Source organism: Pseudomonas sp. LTJR-52, assembly GCF_003691465.1.
Lineage (GTDB): Bacteria > Pseudomonadota > Gammaproteobacteria > Pseudomonadales > Pseudomonadaceae > Chryseomonas > Chryseomonas luteola.
This window is the reverse complement of the sequence record NZ_CP033105.1, coordinates 5,293,636-5,310,019: the sequence shown is the minus strand read 5'-3', so window position 1 is coordinate 5,310,019 and position 16,384 is coordinate 5,293,636. Positions and strand designations below refer to the sequence as shown.

General features: G+C 54.6%; 19 protein-coding genes and 1 pseudogene. 6 read left to right on the top strand and 14 right to left on the bottom strand.

The annotated features are described in order from the left end of the window. Nucleotides 1-190: 190 nt before the first annotated feature. From EAW52_RS24575 to EAW52_RS24565, 3 genes are all read right to left on the bottom strand, one after another. Nucleotides 191-742, bottom strand: coding sequence for a hypothetical protein (locus tag EAW52_RS24575; RefSeq protein ID WP_122044468.1), 552 nt, complete (start codon nucleotides 740-742; stop codon nucleotides 191-193). Nucleotides 743-1,034: 292 nt separating this feature from the next. Continuing rightward, complete coding sequence (locus EAW52_RS24570; RefSeq protein WP_122044467.1) at nucleotides 1,035-1,415, bottom strand: hypothetical protein; 381 nt, start codon at nucleotides 1,413-1,415, stop codon at nucleotides 1,035-1,037. A 119-nt stretch (nucleotides 1,416-1,534) separates the two neighbouring features. Beyond that, nucleotides 1,535-1,735: a hypothetical protein gene (locus EAW52_RS24565; protein ID WP_122044466.1), complete on the bottom strand. Its 201-nt coding sequence runs from the start codon at nucleotides 1,733-1,735 to the stop codon at nucleotides 1,535-1,537. Nucleotides 1,736-2,091: 356 nt separating this feature from the next. Between EAW52_RS24565 and EAW52_RS24555 the strand changes: the two are divergent. Then, nucleotides 2,092-2,550: pseudogene (locus EAW52_RS24555) on the top strand (response regulator); the annotation flags it as partial. A 294-nt stretch (nucleotides 2,551-2,844) separates the two neighbouring features. Here EAW52_RS24555 and EAW52_RS24550 read toward each other — a convergent pair. Both EAW52_RS24550 and EAW52_RS24545 read right to left on the bottom strand, forming a co-directional pair. Then, the gene (locus EAW52_RS24550) at nucleotides 2,845-3,255 is read right to left on the bottom strand and encodes a VOC family protein (RefSeq protein ID WP_122044463.1); all 411 of its coding nucleotides are present in this window, start codon (nucleotides 3,253-3,255) and stop codon (nucleotides 2,845-2,847) included. An 81-nt stretch (nucleotides 3,256-3,336) separates the two neighbouring features. Further along, on the bottom strand, nucleotides 3,337-4,077 hold the full coding sequence (locus EAW52_RS24545; RefSeq protein WP_122044462.1) for an SDR family NAD(P)-dependent oxidoreductase: 741 nt from the start codon (nucleotides 4,075-4,077) through the stop codon (nucleotides 3,337-3,339). 158 nt (nucleotides 4,078-4,235) lie between these two features. Here EAW52_RS24545 and EAW52_RS24540 point away from each other — a divergent pair, with 158 nt between their 5' ends. After that, complete coding sequence (locus tag EAW52_RS24540; protein ID WP_122044461.1) at nucleotides 4,236-4,838, top strand: TetR/AcrR family transcriptional regulator; 603 nt, start codon at nucleotides 4,236-4,238, stop codon at nucleotides 4,836-4,838. Nucleotides 4,839-4,869: 31 nt separating this feature from the next. On the opposite strand, the gene EAW52_RS24535 is transcribed toward EAW52_RS24540, so the two are convergent. From EAW52_RS24535 to EAW52_RS24525, 3 genes are read right to left on the bottom strand one after another with little or no spacing between them, the layout of a single operon-like run. Next, nucleotides 4,870-5,847 carry a trans-acting enoyl reductase family protein gene (locus EAW52_RS24535; RefSeq protein WP_122044460.1) on the bottom strand — a complete coding sequence of 326 codons (978 nt, stop codon included), beginning with the start codon at nucleotides 5,845-5,847 and terminating at the stop codon, nucleotides 4,870-4,872. Next, nucleotides 5,844-6,245, bottom strand: coding sequence for a VOC family protein (locus EAW52_RS24530; RefSeq protein WP_122044459.1), 402 nt, complete (start codon nucleotides 6,243-6,245; stop codon nucleotides 5,844-5,846). Before EAW52_RS24530 ends, EAW52_RS24535 begins: the two co-directional genes overlap by 4 nt. A gap of 18 nt (nucleotides 6,246-6,263) precedes the next feature. After that, the gene (locus EAW52_RS24525; protein ID WP_122044458.1) at nucleotides 6,264-7,007 is read right to left on the bottom strand and encodes an SDR family NAD(P)-dependent oxidoreductase; all 744 of its coding nucleotides are present in this window, start codon (nucleotides 7,005-7,007) and stop codon (nucleotides 6,264-6,266) included. A 138-nt stretch (nucleotides 7,008-7,145) separates the two neighbouring features. On the opposite strand from EAW52_RS24525, the gene EAW52_RS24520 reads away from it, so the two are divergent. Beyond that, nucleotides 7,146-8,036 (top strand): AraC family transcriptional regulator, encoded by an 891-nt coding sequence (locus EAW52_RS24520; protein WP_122044457.1) that lies wholly within the window; start codon nucleotides 7,146-7,148, stop codon nucleotides 8,034-8,036. A gap of 152 nt (nucleotides 8,037-8,188) precedes the next feature. Here EAW52_RS24520 and EAW52_RS24515 read toward each other — a convergent pair whose 3' ends face one another. The 4 genes from EAW52_RS24515 to EAW52_RS24500 all read right to left on the bottom strand — a co-directional run bounded on the left by EAW52_RS24515 (nucleotide 8,189) and on the right by EAW52_RS24500 (nucleotide 11,975). Continuing rightward, nucleotides 8,189-9,346, bottom strand: a complete 1,158-nt coding sequence (locus tag EAW52_RS24515) for an alkene reductase (protein ID WP_122044456.1) — start codon at nucleotides 9,344-9,346, stop codon at nucleotides 8,189-8,191. Nucleotides 9,347-9,472: 126 nt separating this feature from the next. After that, entirely contained in the window at nucleotides 9,473-10,162 is a 690-nt protein-coding gene (locus tag EAW52_RS24510; RefSeq protein ID WP_122044455.1) for a type 1 glutamine amidotransferase domain-containing protein, read from the bottom strand. Nucleotides 10,163-10,245: 83 nt separating this feature from the next. After that, nucleotides 10,246-11,016: an alpha/beta fold hydrolase gene (locus EAW52_RS24505; protein WP_122044454.1), complete on the bottom strand. Its 771-nt coding sequence runs from the start codon at nucleotides 11,014-11,016 to the stop codon at nucleotides 10,246-10,248. Between the two features lie 356 nt (nucleotides 11,017-11,372). Beyond that, nucleotides 11,373-11,975: a TetR/AcrR family transcriptional regulator gene (locus EAW52_RS24500; protein WP_122044280.1), complete on the bottom strand. Its 603-nt coding sequence runs from the start codon at nucleotides 11,973-11,975 to the stop codon at nucleotides 11,373-11,375. 430 nt (nucleotides 11,976-12,405) lie between these two features. Here EAW52_RS24500 and EAW52_RS24495 point away from each other — a divergent pair, with 430 nt between their 5' ends. Continuing rightward, nucleotides 12,406-12,960, top strand: coding sequence for an arsinothricin resistance N-acetyltransferase ArsN1 family B (locus EAW52_RS24495; RefSeq protein ID WP_122044453.1), 555 nt, complete (start codon nucleotides 12,406-12,408; stop codon nucleotides 12,958-12,960). A 95-nt stretch (nucleotides 12,961-13,055) separates the two neighbouring features. On the opposite strand, the gene EAW52_RS24490 is transcribed toward EAW52_RS24495, so the two are convergent. Next, nucleotides 13,056-13,535: an AAA family ATPase gene (locus EAW52_RS24490; protein ID WP_122044909.1), complete on the bottom strand. Its 480-nt coding sequence runs from the start codon at nucleotides 13,533-13,535 to the stop codon at nucleotides 13,056-13,058. Nucleotides 13,536-13,976: 441 nt separating this feature from the next. Between EAW52_RS24490 and EAW52_RS24485 the strand changes: the two genes are divergently transcribed. Beyond that, nucleotides 13,977-14,420, top strand: coding sequence for a LexA family transcriptional regulator (locus EAW52_RS24485; protein WP_122044452.1), 444 nt, complete (start codon nucleotides 13,977-13,979; stop codon nucleotides 14,418-14,420). Then, nucleotides 14,413-15,690 carry a translesion error-prone DNA polymerase V subunit UmuC gene (gene umuC, locus EAW52_RS24480; RefSeq protein WP_122044451.1) on the top strand — a complete coding sequence of 426 codons (1,278 nt, stop codon included), beginning with the start codon at nucleotides 14,413-14,415 and terminating at the stop codon, nucleotides 15,688-15,690. The genes EAW52_RS24485 and umuC overlap by 8 nt, the downstream gene beginning before the upstream one ends. A gap of 94 nt (nucleotides 15,691-15,784) precedes the next feature. On the opposite strand, the gene EAW52_RS24475 is transcribed toward umuC, so the two are convergent. Beyond that, entirely contained in the window at nucleotides 15,785-16,381 is a 597-nt protein-coding gene (locus tag EAW52_RS24475; protein ID WP_122044450.1) for an NADPH-dependent F420 reductase, read from the bottom strand. Nucleotides 16,382-16,384: the final 3 nt, after the last annotated feature.

Below are 16,384 nucleotides of genomic sequence, written 5' to 3'. Positions count from 1 at the left end.
TCCTCTAACTATTCAGCTTGGGAGACACATTATTCAATAGCATCCGCCCAGGAAGCAGGGAGCCGACTCAAGCGACCATCTGCCCGTAATCAGTCGCCTTTTGGTAGGCCGTCCGTAGAGCCTCGATCGCTTGACTGGTGAGCGTTGAAGGGCCAGTGGTATGCAGCGAAGTTCGTCTGTTGATCCATGGTTAATTTTCTTGATCAGTCGCTGGCAAGAATGGATACAGCTCCACCTCTGTCCAGCGGTGGTAAGAATCAGGCTCAAAGACCTGCCCGCTACTGCGGCAAAACTCCCATTCGGTTCGAAAGGCCTCAGCGGTAAGCGAGGCATGCAACTCCTGATGCCACTCGAAAGTGCCCATGCGGCCTACTTGGAACTGCTTTACACGTTTTCTGCCTTGGTCATCTGTCCAATTAACCCCGTACACCACATAAACTGGACAGCCGAGGCGGCGGCGATCCTTTTTCAGATAGCGGGTGATTCCGACGCGCCCGACGCTACGTTTGTGCGCCATTGGGGAAGTGCGGAAGCTACCACGTCCATTCCCAGCATTGGGCAGTTTCGCAAGCATCTGGTCTCGCCAGTTTACTGCCGCACGCAGCGCCTTTTCTTTGCTGACGAATCGCGACCAGGCGAATGTGGCAGAATATTCGTAGTCACCTCGCACGATCCTGACCTGATAGGCATCGTAGCCTGGGACGGTGATGTTGTCTGGCAGGAAGCGAGGGATAGCAGGCATCTTTTTTCCTATTCAAAATGGTGGGTAGTTCAAGCCAAACACCAATCGCAGTGCCGACAATCACTAATGCACATGTTTGTAGAGGCCCATTGCGTTTTCCTTTAACTATTTGCGCTCAATTGCCCAGAGCGTGAAACCAGTGAAAGCAAGGAGAAGCATCGCTGTAGCCAAGGAGTAGAAACCAACTTGGCCGAGCCTCTCTAGCGGGTGCTCAAACCACAGAAACGGTAGTCCCAGAACGAAGCTGCCAGTGATCATGTTTGTGCTGCCTGCAAACGTCATTGTCGTTTTCCTAGTTCGATGATTCCATTTCTGCGAGGTAGTCACGCCGGGCTTTATCAGCTTCTGGATCGCCCGTTTCTTGCCCTAGATCCCTGACCGTTTCATACATCAGCTTCTTGATCAGAGGATTCAACAAGACATTCTCACGCACCCACTGCTGGGCTTCTTCAATGGTCTGCCTTTGAGCATCAAGGATTGCCTGTTCGCGCTTCGAAGGCTCGAATGACATTTCGTCGTAGTGCGCCAACATAGATGCAAGCCGAGCGGCCTTGTCATAGTGCTGCGCGTCCAACCGCTCTGCCATTTGCAAGTCAAACATTGCACATGCCGGGCCTCGCCACGCCTCAGGAATGGCAGCGGGACTGGAAGGCTTGAGCGTGATAATGGTCATGTTTGGGGCCCTCATTGCAATTCTCGTCTAGCTGTAGTCCAAAACCAGCGTCTCATGGGAAATGCGCTATGCAAGGTCCTGTCATCCGGCGAGGCAGTCACCATTCAAAACACGCAGCATCAACGAAACTCAGCTGCAAGCTCAGAATCGCCAGCCCACTCAAGCGCATCAGCCATATCATTGAAGGCGCGGCAGTGGTTGTCAGTTTTGCTGACCTCAAGGATTCGCTTGTTGTCACGGATCTGGAGAACCCAGCACTCATCGGTCTCGCGAATTAATGAGGTTGCGATGAGGTTTCCGTTTCGGGCTGCTAGGATCATGACTGGTTACCTTCGTGGTAGACCCTTGAAAAAGTGCTTAAAGTGACTCCTGATGCTTTGCCCACTAGCCACCTCAGAGCTTCGGACAGGATCAGCAGAAACGCTGCTGCCGCTACGGTCAGGCCAAGGCTGGACTCAAGGCCCGGCGTGTATTCTCGTATCCCGTAAGCGAAATACAGGAGTATCAATGCTGGCACTAAGACCACTCCAATACTCACTATAAAGGCCTGCCATATAGTGAATAATCGGCTCAGGGTGAGGCCGGGGCCTACCACGGCCAGTACCCACAAAGCGCAGACGGCTCTGGCAAAAACCTCACTCCCAAAGCCAATAACCAGGGCCAGCACGGCGTAGTGGGTAAGGGAACGCGGGTTTGCCTTTATCTGCCCTGCCATACCGAGGACGTAGATACTACTGAGGTTGGAGCAGAAAGAGCTGTACCTCGGGGCCTGGGTGAAACTGTGCTGGTGGTAGAAGACGAGCCGGTTGTTCGTGCGCTCATAGTCGAAGTACTAGATGAGTTAGGCTATAGGGCCATCGAGGCTGCAGATGCTAAAGAGGCGCTTCCGGTGCTGGAAAGCCCGCAGCGTATCGATCTGATGATCTCGGATGTAGGACTGCCGGGGCTTAATGGCCGCCAGCTGGCTGATCTGGCCAGACAATATCGTCCTACCCTCAAGGTGTTGTTTGCCACGGGTTATGCTGAGGGATCAGGGGCTCGCAACTATTTGGCTAATGATATGGAAATCATTACCAAGCCCTTTGCCATTGATGCACTGGCGACCAAGATTCGCGAGATGTTAGCCGCCGGCTAATTAAGCCATGGTAATAGGGGCTAGTCTGCCCCTGTCATGCTAGTTACATAGCTTCGCTGAAGTAAATCCAGCTCAACTAGAGATCTAGTCAATGGGGTATACCCTGATGACTACAAAGCCCTGAATTACACCTATCAGCCAAAAGCAGTCGTAAACTTAGAAGAATTATTAGTTGCTACAGACATTACTGGATCTGTTCTTGCTGTTCCGGCCCGGATGAATGGGATCGGAGGCCAGCGCATTTGAATGAATGTCGTAGCAGTTCCCAGATGGCGCTGATGCGAACCTCGAAGATCAAGGTGCAACTTGGCAAACAGCCTCCAGGTTCACTCCGTCAGGGCCTAGTAAATACGCCGCGTAATAATTGGAGTGGTAATGGGGTCGGATGCCAGGCGCTCCATTATCCTTTCCGCCAGCTGCTATGGCGACCGCATAGAACGCATCGACTGCCTCACGACTCTGCGCAATCAGAGCTATGTGCGCCCCGTGACTGGGGACAGGCGCAGCATGCAACCAAAAAAACGGTTTTCCTTCAGAGCCGAACCCCAGTCGTCGAGGTGCCGAACCCGGTGGATTGGCCTCGATAGTCATCAGCAACTCAATTTCAAGTGGCCTGAGCGCGGCTTCGTAAAAGGCTTTAGCATGCGAGATATCTGAAACACCGAGTCCTACATGATCGATTACCGACCCAACGAAGTTGCTCATTAAGTATCTCCATAAAACGTCGAATGATTGACAGGATGGTAGAGCACGCCATTGGCAGAGCAAGGTCACTCTGTGCTCGTTTTAAACCTGAGATGCACCACCGTCAGCAAACAACTCAGCTCCATTGACATAGCTCGATGCATCGCTCGCCAGGAAGAGCGCAGCCTGACCGATCTCGTGTGCCTGGCCGATCCGACCGAGAGTGCTCTTCTCGCTGAGTGCATTGATCACCTCCTGAGCATTCTCACCAAGCACATTGCGCAGAGACGGGGTGTCCACGGGGCCGGGGCTGAGCAGGTTGATGCGTACACCAGAGCCTTTGACATCCAGAATCCAGCTGCGCACCAGCGAGCGGAGCGCGGCCTTGGTGGCTCCGTAGACACTCAAACCAGGACCGGGGTTTATCGAGGCGGTAGAGCCAATGATGACAACGCTGCTCCCCTTACCCATCAACGGCAGCGCGCCTTGAACGGTAAAGGTTGTGCCTTTGACATTGGTCGTAAAGAGCCGATCAAAGCCTGCTTCGGTGATCGCGCCCAAGGGCTCGATTTCACCCGTCCCGGCATTGGCGATCAACACATCGACCCGGCCATGCACCGCGCTGATGTGGCTGAACAGCTCGGCCAGCTCGGCAGGGTTCGAAATGTCCGCGCAGACGGCGGAGGCGTTGTCCCCGAGCTTTTTAACTGCTTCGTCGAGCGGAAGCTGGTGACGCCCGGTGATGACCAGCCTGGCGCCCTGACTGGCGAACGCTTCAGCAATGGCGAAGCCGAGGCCCGAAGAACCGCCAGTGACCAGAACCACCTTGTTTTCAAAAAGCATGAGAAATACCTGTGAGAGTGAATATATAGTGAACACTACATAGGTAAATAACCAGGCGCAACTTATTTAGTGACTGCTACAAAACTTGCCTAGCAATCCTCGATTGAAATCTCTTTTAGTGATCGCTACATTAATCACATCGACTGTACGAGATCGCCATGAACGAAAAACCCCGTCAGCGCCGCCCCGCCTTCGACCGCGAGCAAGGAATAGCCATCGCACAGGCGCTGTTTCATCAGCGCGGCTTCGATGCAGTCAGCCTGACCGACCTGACAGAGGCCATGAACATCAAGCCGCCGAGCTTTTACGCCGCTTATGGCAGCAAGGCCGAGCTGTTCGAGCGTGCGATGCATCGCTACGCCGATGAAAACGCGCTGCCTATGGACAAGCTGCTGGGATCGGGTCAACCACCCGCAGAAGCGCTGACCGCACTGCTGGTTGCCGCTGCTCGCCAGTACGGACGAGACCGGACTTTGCGTGGCTGCCTGATCACCGAGGGCATGCGGGCGGACGATCCTACCGCCCGCAACATGGCCGAGAAACTGAGCGACGCCGGAATCCAGGCCGTCCGCCGTTACCTTGACCAGGTTCGCCCGGACGCCGCTCAGGTCCTGGCTGACTACGTGCTTATCACCCTGCGGGGCCTGTCGGCGGCGGCATGCAGTGGCATGTCTTCCATGCGCTTGGTGGAAGCGGCGCAGCTTGCCGGCAAGCTGATTTCCCTTGAATTCGAGGCTAGCGACAGCGCTACGAACCCCTGAGCAACGCCGCATTGCCACTTCCCATGGGAACTCAGCGATCAGTGATGGTCGTTCCGGCAATGCTCTCGGCAAATCCACCACCGAAAATGCGTGCAGGCGTTTCAAAACCCGGCTTGCGCTCACCGCTCAACACACGGCGCGCCGCTTCGATGGCAGCCAATGGCGTGTAGGAGTAACCGTTAACCGTCTCGATCATGGATCGTGCAATGCTTCCATCCGATGCTATGACTTCTGCCACCGCGCGAGCCCGATGGGCGTCCCGCTCATAGGCACTGGGACCATCAGGCAGTTGTGATACGTCGCCCTCGGGAAAGGCGTCGCCTGAGATATGCACGAACATCGTGATGTTTGGAATGCCTGTCGAATGCCAACCCGTCACCAGATCACCGAAAGACAACGGTTGACACGTCACGGGCCCTTCACCGAAATCAAACTGTCGTGGCTGTGCATCAGACGTTGCAAGCAGTTCACCGTTGATCCGCGCAAGCAGACCTGCTCCGATGATTTCGCTGACGCTCATCGCCGAACCACGCGACATGGACCCAGGCACCTGTAACGCAATGCTCAGCGCGCGGGGGCTCGCTACCCGCTGAGCCACATGCATGGCCAGGCAGTCCGTGGGGACAACGTCCCAGCCGACACCAGGCAGAAGCATCACGCCCGCCTCGGCAGCTTGAGCACCCAGCCGTTCTGCAAGACGATAGACATTGATCTCGGCCGTGATGTCCAGGTAGTCGACGCCAGCCTTAATGCACGCTCGCATCAGGTGCTCGGCGGTTTGCGCGAAGGGGCCAGCAAAGTTCAACAACACGCCTACGCCATCCAGCGCCTCTGCGGCCTGAGCCTCTGCTGCAAATACGCGGTAAGGGACATTCAGCTGCGCCGCCAGATGCGCGAGCCGATCATTATTACGCCCGGCTATTTCGATATTGAGACCGAGCCCTTTCGCGCGCTCGGCGGCCATTCGCCCGGTGTAACCCGTCGCGCCATAGATCATTAATGTCTTCATTGCGCGTGCTGCCAACTTTTGTAGACGAACTCCACACTGTAACCATCCGGGTCCAGCACGTTCGCAGCATAGTAATTCGGGTCGTAATGCAGCCGGGCACCCGGCGCGCCATTGTCGACAGCGCCCTGACTCATCGCGGCAGCATAGGCGGCCTCTACTTCGGCCTTGCTGCTTGCCACGAAACCTACATGAGCCGCTCGCCCCTCGACCACACCCTCGCGCAGCCAGAAGAACATCCGGCCATTAGCGCCGAAGCCTTTGAGATCAGGATGGCCTGGCGGACCATCCTTGCCGTCGTAGTCCAGACGCGCGGTAATGCCTAGCGGCGTCAGGGCCGCTTCGTAGAAGCGGATGGAGCGTTTGATGTCACTGACCGACAGAAAGATATGGTCCAGCATGTCAAAGCCCTCGCTTGTTCAAATGGTGTAGCCGCTCGCCACTTCGATGGTCTGGGCATTGATCCATGCGCCGTCTTCGGACAACAGCATAGCAATGACGCGCGCCACATCTTCAGGCTCGCCCACCCTGTCCAGCGCCGTTTGCGCTGCCAGCAGTGCTTCGAACTCATCGTTGAGCCCCCCGCCCAATTCGGTCCGGATTGCTCCAGGTGAAACTGCGTTGGCCCGTATACGCCGATCACCGAACTCCTTGGCCATATAGCGCGTAAGCACCTCCAGCCCACCTTTAAACGCCGCATATGGCGCCACCCCGGCAGTGGCCACTCGGGTGGTGGCGCTGGTCAGGTTGACGATACTGGCGTTTTCTTCCAGCAACGGCAGAAGTGCCTGGGTCAGGAAGAACGGACCTTTCAGGTGAACATTGAACAAACCGTCGAACTGTGCTTCGCTGACCGTCTGCAATGGGTTGAACAGGCCATACCCCGCATTGTTGACCAAGCCAGCAAGCGTGCTGATGCCCCAGACGTCCCTTAAGGTCATCACGACCGCTTCTCGAAACGCTTCGAAACTGCCCACTTGGCCGACATCGAGTTCGAGCGCAGCGGCTTTACCGCCAGCCTGCTCGATACTGCCTACGACTTCTGCCGCCGCTTGAGCATTGCTGTTGTAGGTCAGGATGACACCCGTGCCTCGCTGGGCAATGTGCCGTGCCGTAGTGGCACCGATCCCACGGCTGCCGCCGGTGATAACGATAACGCTCATGTGATGCTCCGCTGTCGTTGAAATGAGTCACAACAGTAACGACGCACCACCACGCTGGCGTAGCCGTTCCTACCTCAAACTTGCCTGTTTCTGCTTTTCCCTTGTGTGGCTCATCGGCTAGCGGTCAATATTCCCATCATGAAAAATCAACTGAATGAACTGCGCACCTTAACGGCCAAGGCCGAAAATCGCCGCACCGAGACAGGCATCCCTCGAGTGGCCATGGTTCAGGGCAAGATTCCCGAGCACATGCTGGCAGCCGTCTACGACCCGATGGTCAACCTGATTCTGCAAGGCAGCAAAACGATGACGGTGGGCGACCGCACCCTTCGGTATGACCCTGCGACGTACTTCGTCATGTCTATCGACTTGCCTGCAGTAGGGGTTGTCCACGCCGCTGAAACCGGCGAACCCTATCTAGCCGTTAGCCTAACGCTAGACCCGACAGTGCTCGCTACTTTGCTGGCTGACCTTCCGAAGCCTATGGGGCGGTATGAAAACGACCCCGGCTTTTCGGTGGCGGCCGTCACGCCAGAACTGATGGATGCCTGGGTGCGCATGCTTCGGCTCATGGGCAACCCAGATGCTATTGCTGCGCTCGCTCCTGCGTACGAGCGCGAGATACTATTTCGCGTTTTACAAGGCCCGCATGGCTGGATGTTGCGAGAGATCGCCGCACCAGATACCGCTATGGCACGCGTGAACCTGGCCATTCAGTGGATTCGACGCGACTTTGCTGAACCCATCAGAGTGGAAAGCCTGGCGCAAAAAGCGGCCATGAGCGTCTCGGCGTTTCACCGGCATTTCAAAGCCGTCACTACGCTAAGCCCATTGCAGTACCAGAAACGGGTTCGCCTGCTCCAGGCCCGAACGCTCATGGTCGCCAGTGCTAAAAGCGTCACGGCCGCCGCGTTTGAGGTGGGCTATGAAAGCGCCACGCAATTCACGCGGGATTATGCACGGGTATTTGGCCTGCCCCCGGCGCGGGATGCTGCGAGAATCCTGAGCGAAACTAGATCCGATAAGTGACGTTGGCGAGATCCGGCACCGGTAAGCGGGCTGTTTATTCTCCTTTGTTTCCACTTGATGTTTATTGGTGACATCAAGCGTGTAACCCTTGGCGATACCTTTCAGTGCGATGACCTTGGCCACAACCTCATCAAGTTTGTCTTTACCTTTATTCATGACAACACCTCTTTCTTAACTTCAAATTCCGCTGGGGAGTACAGCGGATAATCTGTAAACCCTTGTTCGCCACCGCCATACAGGGTGGCAGGATTCAGTGCATTCAACGGCCAGCCATTGGCAATGCGCTGGGGCAAGTCGGGATTGGCGATAAAGGGGCGACCAAAAGCTATGAGGTCAGCAAGGCCTGCCTCGACAATACGTGCAGCGCGATCTGCGGTATACAGGCCGGCATAAAGGATGCGGCCACTGAATGTATGTCTTACCTCGCGCCGGAACGCTTCCGGTAGATCAGGAGCATTTGGCCAGTCGGCCTCGGCGATCGACAGATAAGCGATGCCTACCTCCTCGAGCACCTTGATGGCCTCTATGTAGGTCTGATGCGGATCTTCCTCCACAAAGCCAATGTAGACACGGTCTTCGCTGGTACTGGTGAACAGGGGCGTGAACCGCACGCCGACGCGATCAGGACCTACGACTGCGCTCACGGCCTGCACTACCTCCCTCAGGAAACGCAGGCGGTTGTTCAGCGAACCACCATACTTATCGTTGCGCTGATTGGCGTGTGCTGAAATGAACTGGTTGACCAGATAGCCATTGGCCGAGTGGATTTCAAGGCCATCAAAGCCAGCGCTTAATGCATTGCGCGCCGCTTGGGCGTATAGCTCAATTAATCCCTTGATTTCAGTGACGGTCAGCTCGCGAGGCTCGGAAGGCTCAACCAGGATACCGGCACCTGGGCCGGTTTCGATAAAGGCTTTCACCTTTTGTGCCTGGATTGCCGAGGGCGCAATCGGCGCTGCATTGTCTGGTTGTAATGCGGTATGGGAAACGCGGCCGACATGCCAGAGTTGAGCAAAGATCACCCCACCTTCAGCATGCACGGCGTTGGTCACCTTGCGCCATCCGTCAATCTGCGCCTGGCTGTAAATGCCAGGTGTCCAGGCATAGCCCTTACCTCGCGGTTCGATCTGAGTACCTTCGCTGATGATGAATCCGGCGCTGGCTCGTTGTTGGTAGTAGGTAGCCATGAGCGCTGTCGGCACATCGCCGGGCTGGCCACTGCGCTGGCGAGTGAGTGGCGGCATGACAATACGATTTTTTAGGGTATAAGGACCCAATGTGGTCGGTTCAAACAGTGAGCCGTGTTCCATGATTCAGTTCCTTCTTGCGTCAGCTGCTAAATGTTCGATTACAAACAGCAAGGCCTGATGTACTTAAGGTTCAAGTATTCTTTCAGGCCCTGGGTGGACCACTAATGCCTCCCACCGATAGCGAGCTTACACATTCTTCTGGTTCAGCTTCTCAACGAGAACCTTTGCGGCTTCGCTGGATGAAGTGGGGTTCTGCCCCGTGATCAGCAGACCATCACTGACTACGTAGGAGGCCCAATCGTCGCCTTTGGAGTACAGCCCGCCGTTGGCTTTGAGCACATCCTCAACCAAGAAGGGCACTACGTGGGTCAGGCCTACGGCCTCTTCCTCAGTGTTGGTAAAACCGGTGACATTCTTGCCTTCGACCAACGGAGTTCCATCTGGCTTTTTCACATGGCGGAGGACGCCAGGAGCGTGGCAAACGAGGGCAGTAGGTTTGCCCGCAGCAAGGAATGATTCAATCAACTGGATCGAGTTAGGGTCTTCAGCCAGATCCCATAGTGGGCCATGGCCGCCTGGATAGAACACAGCGTCAAAATCGCCTTCCGAAACGCTGTCCAGCCGCACGGTGTTAGCCAGTAATGCTGTTGCTACAGTATCGGCTTCGAAACGGCGGGTCAGATCAGTCTGGAAGGAGGGCTCGTTGCTCTTTGGATCTAGCGGAGGTTGGCCACCCCTGGGCGAGGCCAAGACGATTTCTGCCTTGGCGTCCAGGAAGGCATAGTAAGGAGCCGCGAGTTCTTCGAGCCAGAACCCAGTTTTACGGCCAGTATTTCCAAGGGTGTCATGTGAGGTCAAAACCATGAGAATTTTCATTTGATTTTCCTGTTTCTGTTCGAATCGGGATTAGGGGTTGGATTTTAAATAGACCGGTCGTCTATAAACTGAGCAAATTGAAATTACTTCGCAGCCTTGATGATCAATTCTGCTACTTCCTGAGGGTGAGACAGCATCGCTACATGACTCGACGGCACTTCCACCGAGACAGCATGCATACGCTTGGCCTGATCCAGCTGCTGTTGAGGTGAAATGATGGCATCGTTACGAGCTACTACAGCAAAGGAGGGAACGGTATGCCAGGCCACGTGCTTGACGGGTTCACTCAGTGCGCGGCTATTCAAGGCTCCCTGGGTTGCGGCGACGAGCGCCTGCTCAGGCTGTGGCAGATCTGGAGCGAAATACTTGGCGACGCCTTCATTGCTGACTTTGACGTAACCGGCTTGGTCTTTAACGAAAGATGACTGGCCTGGACTCTGCGGATAGCCTTTGGCGGTATCAAGAGCCGACTGACCTTCGGCAGGTGCAAAAGCTGCTACATAGACGAGCGAGTGAACCTTATCGTTCACGCCAGCATCCGTAATCACCGCGCCTCCCCAGGAATGCCCCACCAGCACGACAGGACCTTCGGCGTCTGCGATGGCACGATTGGTAAACGCCACATCGCCTTCCAGGGAGTCAAGCGGGTTTTGCACCGCGACAACTTTTAATCCAGCCTGTTGAAGCAGTGGGATTACCTTATTCCAGGACGAACCGTCTGCAAACGCTCCATGTACCAGCACAACGGTTTTCGCAGGGCTGCTTGCAGTGGTGTCCTGCGCAGCAGCGACACCTGCATGTGCCACAAATGCCAACGAGGATATAAATGCGGCCAGTTGGGTACGTATTTTCATCACTGTGTTCCTTTGTGGGGTGAGCTAATGTGTGCTTACCATATCCTCGAGTAGACCAGTCGTCTAGTAGTTTTTAAATTATTTTTGTATAGGTGTCTGCACTATGCTTCGTGCATCTTTGCACTATGGGTGTTGGGTGGATAGCATCCTGCGTCGCTCCGCTCTTATTCACCTGAAGAAATTTTCAATGCTGATCTTCTAACGGATCATTCATTAAGAGCGTTTGAAGGGGAGCTTGTTAATAGGGCCTTTGCTCGGTTGCCAGCAGAGGCCGTATTAGCAATGGGTACCGCTTGCTGGCGGAATGCGAAGCAAGGGTGAACGATGTATGGATGATGCCTGGCCCGTAGGCAATATCAGGTCAGGTTGAGAATCTGCCGCGTGGTCGTCAAGGCCATCTCAAACGGTTGGGTATTTCTAGAGATCTTAACCATGACACTGGCACCCACCCACAACTGATACAGGCTTTGCGCAACCACATAAGGATCATTGGAAACTTTCAGAGATCCCTCTGCGACACCCGTCTCCAGGGCTTGCGCGAGGCGATCGGTGATGCCTGATGTACCACGCTTAAGTACAGAGCGCATAGCTTCTGAAAGGTCGGCTACCTCAACCCCCAACTTGACGGCCAGACACTTTCCCTGGCAATCCATAAAGGATTGGCTTTCCTGCCATACCTCCCAATAGTTCATCAGCCGCTGTGCCATGGTCAGGCCGGGCTGGTTAAGTATTTGGTCGAGCTCCTCCAGATAGGTCTGAAAATAACTTTCTAATAGTGCTTCGCCAAAAGAGTCCTTGGAATCAAAGTAATGATAAAAAGACCCTTTTGGCACGCCAGCAGCTGCCAGAATCTCATTCAGACCTACAGCCGAATACCCTTTGGCGGCCATGATTCTCTGGCCTACATCAAGTATTCCCTGACGGACATCGGATGTTTCACGTTTCTTTGAAATGCTCATGTCGACGATGCTATCTCACTAATCGGTCGGTCTACTAGTACTTTGCATGCACATAACCTTAGACGTTTGCAACTGTTTTGGCTATACAAGGAGGCAACAGATAAACAATGGATACTGGATTCAGATCTGTTTTACTCAGTTTATGGATATTGCCCCTTTGGACGCCGCCAAAAATAATTGGCTATCTGTAGAAGGCTTCGCCGGACGAACATTAGGGTGAATTCTGACGTGTAGTCGCTGAGGTATACCTCAGCGACTACAGTGCCTGAACAGCCCCTCTAAGAGGGTAACGACAGGAATCGCCGTTCTGGTTTATAAAACAATGCGAGGTTAATAATGAATAAGGGCTTGGATAGACGTGTCGACGGCGCTTGTGCAAACGGCATTTCATTCAGCCGTGGAGACTATTAGATAACTGTAAGGACAAAGCATGAGCTGCAAAGTAAGGGTAGCTGTACCAGATGACGCTTCAGCCATCCAGGCAATCTATGCTCCTATGGTTTTGAATACCGCCATTTCTTTTGAGCTTGTACCTCCGACAGTTCAAGAGATGGCGAATAGGATTGAAACCACCTTATCGACCTACCCTTATCTGGTGGCAGAGCAAAACGGTAGGGTTATTGGCTATGCCTACGCAAGCCAACATCGGGCCAGAGAAGCGTATCGCTGGTCTGTTGATGTTACGGTCTATATAGACCCAACAGCGCATAGACAAGGAATAGGGCGATCCCTCTACCAAGGCTTACTACCTATCCTTACAGAGCAAGGATTTCATGCTGCCTATGCTGGCATTGCCCTACCTAATAACGCGAGTGTCGGCCTTCATGAGGCGCTGGGCTTTAAGCACATCGGTACCTATCCAGAAGTAGGATTCAAGCACGACCGATGGCATGACGTAGGATATTGGCGTAGAGAACTCAATGAGGCGGTACGACCTACTGAAGTAGTGAAATTCGGTGATATACAAACTGCCTTGCTTTCATAAGACCGAATACCCCCCCTATCCTAGCTAGTCTTTTCTACTAGCGTTTGGCCAAGTTATAGCTATTTTTGTGTAGTTAGTAGGGCTCATCCCAGCAGCTACATGGTGGCCACGATCCGGATTACTTCTGAAAAGCCTTCGTTACGCTGTGGGGGTTCGAATAAACGGGCCACACTTTCTATGCTCTCGTCTGGCACTCGCTTGTATAGTTGTCTTGTAAGGTTACGCTGCTTTGCTATTTCGATAGGCGTATCTATCCATACAGCAAGAGTCTCAAGCCCATGTTTATTAGCCATGTCGAGAATAGGCTTACGATGACGTGCGCCGGGCAAGGCCGCGTCAAAACAAACACATGGTGCGTAGTCCTTCGCGTAGTCTCTGATCCATTGAGATTTACCTGCTCCTTGTAAGCCGCACACTATCAATAAACGCGTACTAGATTTATCTGCGTCTGAAAGAGACTGCTCAAGCGCTTCAAAACTATCGGCCCAAGCTCTTTTACTTCGTTCTGGTGTCCATACGCGACCAGCCTCGGTTTCCAGGAAAAGGTCAGGATTGATCACTTGTACTGGTTCCAATGACTTCTCCACCATGATCTTTATGCGGTAGCTTTCGTAAACGAGTGAGCTTATATCAGAGCTTTCATCTTGTTAATTGATAGGTATTTTTATGTAGTCCTTAAGGTGTACCCCAGCGGTAACAGCGAGCAGCTATCGTCTGGGTGTAGAGATAAATAGGCAGAAGGACTTAAACGACTATACCGCCTATTCGCTACACCTAACGACTACACTCAACCACCTGATTTTGCCCTCAAGCTGGAAGATTATTCCTTTCAATAGATGATGCCATTTAGATGGCATTTGTTTGGATACTCCAGCGTACCTCGTCTAAATACACGTTTTCTCGCTCAACGAGGCATGCTCGCTGTGCTCTTTTGCACGGGGTGAAACATTGACGGGAACTGTATGCATGGCCATGCTGTATAAAAATACACACAACCATGTCGCTCGGATGTCGTCATGCAAACCCATTCCATCACCATTTTAGGCCCGCTTTCGGCCACGGATTTAACCCTCCCGCTTTATGGGTATCGCGTTCCGGCAGGCTTTCCCAGCCCCGCCCAGGATCATATAGAGGAACGCATATCGCTGGACCACTTGCTTGAGATCCAGGCGCCCCATACCTACCTGGTGCGTGCGCACGGCGACAGCATGATTGGGAGTGGAATTCACGATGGTGACCTGCTGGTCGTTGATCGATCCGCTGATGCAGTACAGGGTGACGTGATCATTGCCGCCATCAATGGCGAGCCTGTAGTCAAGCGACTTGGCAGAGTTGGCGAAACGCTGGCGCTTCTCTCCGATAACCCTCTCTACCAGCCCCGGCTGATCCTTGAAGGCGACGACCTTGAGGTGTGGGGCGTTGTGCGGTGCAGTCTGCGGACGCATCGTGGCCATGTTTGATGAGACTATCTTTGCGCTGATCGACTGCAATAGCTTCTATGCCTCATGCGAGCGGGTATTCCGGCCAGACCTCAAGCACACTCCGATTGTCGTCTTAAGCAATAACGACGGGTGCGTTATTGCGCGTTGCTCACTGGCAAAGAAGCTGGGTATCAAAATAGGAGCGCCCTACTTCCAAATCAGGGATGACCTCAAGCGCCTGGGTGCGCGCGCGTTCAGCTCCAACTATGCACTCTACGGCGACCTTTCCGCGCGGGTCATGACTTGTATAGAGTCGCTGGTGCCACGTCTGGAGGTATACAGCATCGACGAGGCCTTTGCCGATCTCACCGGTATTCCAGGTTCGCCTGAAGCGATGGGCCGCATGATCAAGGAGCATGTCCTCAAATGCACGGGTATCCCGGTAGGTGTGGGCATTGCCAACACCAAGACACTGGCCAAACTGGCTAACCATGCGGCCAAACGCTGGTACAAGTCTACAGGCGGTGTACTGGACCTGAGAGAACCGGACAGACGTAATCGAGCCCTGCAGCATATCGATGTGGGTGATGTCTGGGGCGTAGGGCGAAGACTTACTGAAAAACTCAACATGCTGGGCATCGAGAAGGCATGGCACCTCGCCCAGTACGACGCCTGGTCGATCCGCAAGATGTTTAGCGTCGTGTTGGAAAAGACGGTACGCGAACTGCGCGGTATCTCGTGCATCGATCTAGAGGAAGTTGCGCCCCCCAAGCAGATGATCTGCACGTCCCGGATGTTTGGCCAGCGCCTGTACCTGTTTTCAGCCGTGGCGGAGTCCGTGGCCTGCTATACGGCAAGGGCAGCGGAAAAGCTCAGGGCGCAGCAGTCGCTCTGCCAGGTGATGCGTGTAGGCATCCAGACGGGTATGCACGGCCCGCCAGAGGAGCGTTACTCCAATGGAGTCATCCTGAACCTGCCCTACCCCACCGATGACACCCGCGTGCTTGTGAAATACGCCCTGCACGGGCTAAAGCACATCTATCGCGAAGGCTATGGCTATGCGAAATCCGAGATCTTGCTCATGGACCTCAAGCAACGTGGCGAGTACTCCATGGACCTGTTCCAGCCCGAGCAGTCAGCTGGGGCCGACCGGCTCATGAGTACCATGGATACCATCAACCTCAAGTTCGGCAAAGGCATGCTCCGCCCTGCGCGTATTACGGCTCAACCCGGCTGGGCCATGCGGCGCGAGCTGATGAGCCAGAGCTACACCACCCGGCTGGATCAGCTTTGGACGGTGCGTAGTTGAGAGATACTGCGTGCTTCCTCTCTGGCCAGACAAAGAAGCTACTTTTCGACAGGATCGGCCAAAGGCGGACGGCTGGGACGCCCGCCTATTGGGATTAGCTGTGCTTCACTAGATTGAGTGTGGGTAATGGCCCTTCAGGAAATTGCGCCAGCCGTCCTTCGCTTAGGCCTCCCAGATCAATGCCAGCGAAGCCCAGTCGCTCAATCAGTGCCCCTACATTGGCCTTAGCCTCAGCATCCTCGCCGGAATAGAACAACACCCTTCGACCACTTTCGACCTGTGGATCGAGGCTCAACAGTGCCGGAGCAAGGTGGTTAAAGGCCTTGACCAGGCGCGCGCCAGAGACCATTCGTGCGACCACCTCACTCGAACTCTGCCCGCCCAGATCGAAGGGGCGAAAGGTCGGCGCCTCGATGGGGTTGTTGGTATCGACCACGATGCGTCCGTTCCAGGCAGGCAGATTCTCCAGCGCGTCGGGAATTTTCGACCAGTTCACCGCGAGAAAAACGATGTCCGACTGTGCGGCTTGCTCCCGGCTTACCGGTCTGACTTTCGGCCCCAGTTCGTCAGCCAGACCCTGCAGGCTCTCCGGCCCACGGCTATTGGCGATTGCGACCTCGATACCTGCCTTACTCAAGATGCGTGCAATGGTACTGCCTATGGCGCCAGCGCCGATGATTCCAATCTTCATGTC

Bases quoted from the DNA above. Each gene is read 5' to 3' on its own strand.
- EAW52_RS24535 (WP_122044460.1), bottom strand. From the start codon at position 5,847: ATGAAGACATTAATGATCTATGGCGCGACGGGTTACACCGGGCGAATG.
- EAW52_RS24575 (WP_122044468.1), bottom strand. From the start codon at position 742: ATGCCTGCTATCCCTCGCTTCCTGCCAGACAACATCACCGTCCCAGGC.
- EAW52_RS24565 (WP_122044466.1), bottom strand. From the start codon at position 1,735: ATGATCCTAGCAGCCCGAAACGGAAACCTCATCGCAACCTCATTAATT.
- umuC (WP_122044451.1), top strand. From the start codon at position 14,413: ATGTTTGATGAGACTATCTTTGCGCTGATCGACTGCAATAGCTTCTAT.
- EAW52_RS24495 (WP_122044453.1), top strand. From the start codon at position 12,406: ATGAGCTGCAAAGTAAGGGTAGCTGTACCAGATGACGCTTCAGCCATC.
- EAW52_RS24540 (WP_122044461.1), top strand. From the start codon at position 4,236: ATGAACGAAAAACCCCGTCAGCGCCGCCCCGCCTTCGACCGCGAGCAA.
- EAW52_RS24570 (WP_122044467.1), bottom strand. From the start codon at position 1,415: ATGACCATTATCACGCTCAAGCCTTCCAGTCCCGCTGCCATTCCTGAG.
- EAW52_RS24505 (WP_122044454.1), bottom strand. From the start codon at position 11,016: ATGAAAATACGTACCCAACTGGCCGCATTTATATCCTCGTTGGCATTT.
- EAW52_RS24485 (WP_122044452.1), top strand. From the start codon at position 13,977: ATGCAAACCCATTCCATCACCATTTTAGGCCCGCTTTCGGCCACGGAT.
- EAW52_RS24510 (WP_122044455.1), bottom strand. From the start codon at position 10,162: ATGAAAATTCTCATGGTTTTGACCTCACATGACACCCTTGGAAATACT.
- EAW52_RS24530 (WP_122044459.1), bottom strand. From the start codon at position 6,245: ATGCTGGACCATATCTTTCTGTCGGTCAGTGACATCAAACGCTCCATC.
- EAW52_RS24520 (WP_122044457.1), top strand. From the start codon at position 7,146: ATGAAAAATCAACTGAATGAACTGCGCACCTTAACGGCCAAGGCCGAA.
- EAW52_RS24515 (WP_122044456.1), bottom strand. From the start codon at position 9,346: ATGGAACACGGCTCACTGTTTGAACCGACCACATTGGGTCCTTATACC.
- EAW52_RS24525 (WP_122044458.1), bottom strand. From the start codon at position 7,007: ATGAGCGTTATCGTTATCACCGGCGGCAGCCGTGGGATCGGTGCCACT.
- EAW52_RS24545 (WP_122044462.1), bottom strand. From the start codon at position 4,077: ATGCTTTTTGAAAACAAGGTGGTTCTGGTCACTGGCGGTTCTTCGGGC.
- EAW52_RS24550 (WP_122044463.1), bottom strand. From the start codon at position 3,255: ATGAGCAACTTCGTTGGGTCGGTAATCGATCATGTAGGACTCGGTGTT.
- EAW52_RS24500 (WP_122044280.1), bottom strand. From the start codon at position 11,975: ATGAGCATTTCAAAGAAACGTGAAACATCCGATGTCCGTCAGGGAATA.
- EAW52_RS24475 (WP_122044450.1), bottom strand. From the start codon at position 16,381: ATGAAGATTGGAATCATCGGCGCTGGCGCCATAGGCAGTACCATTGCA.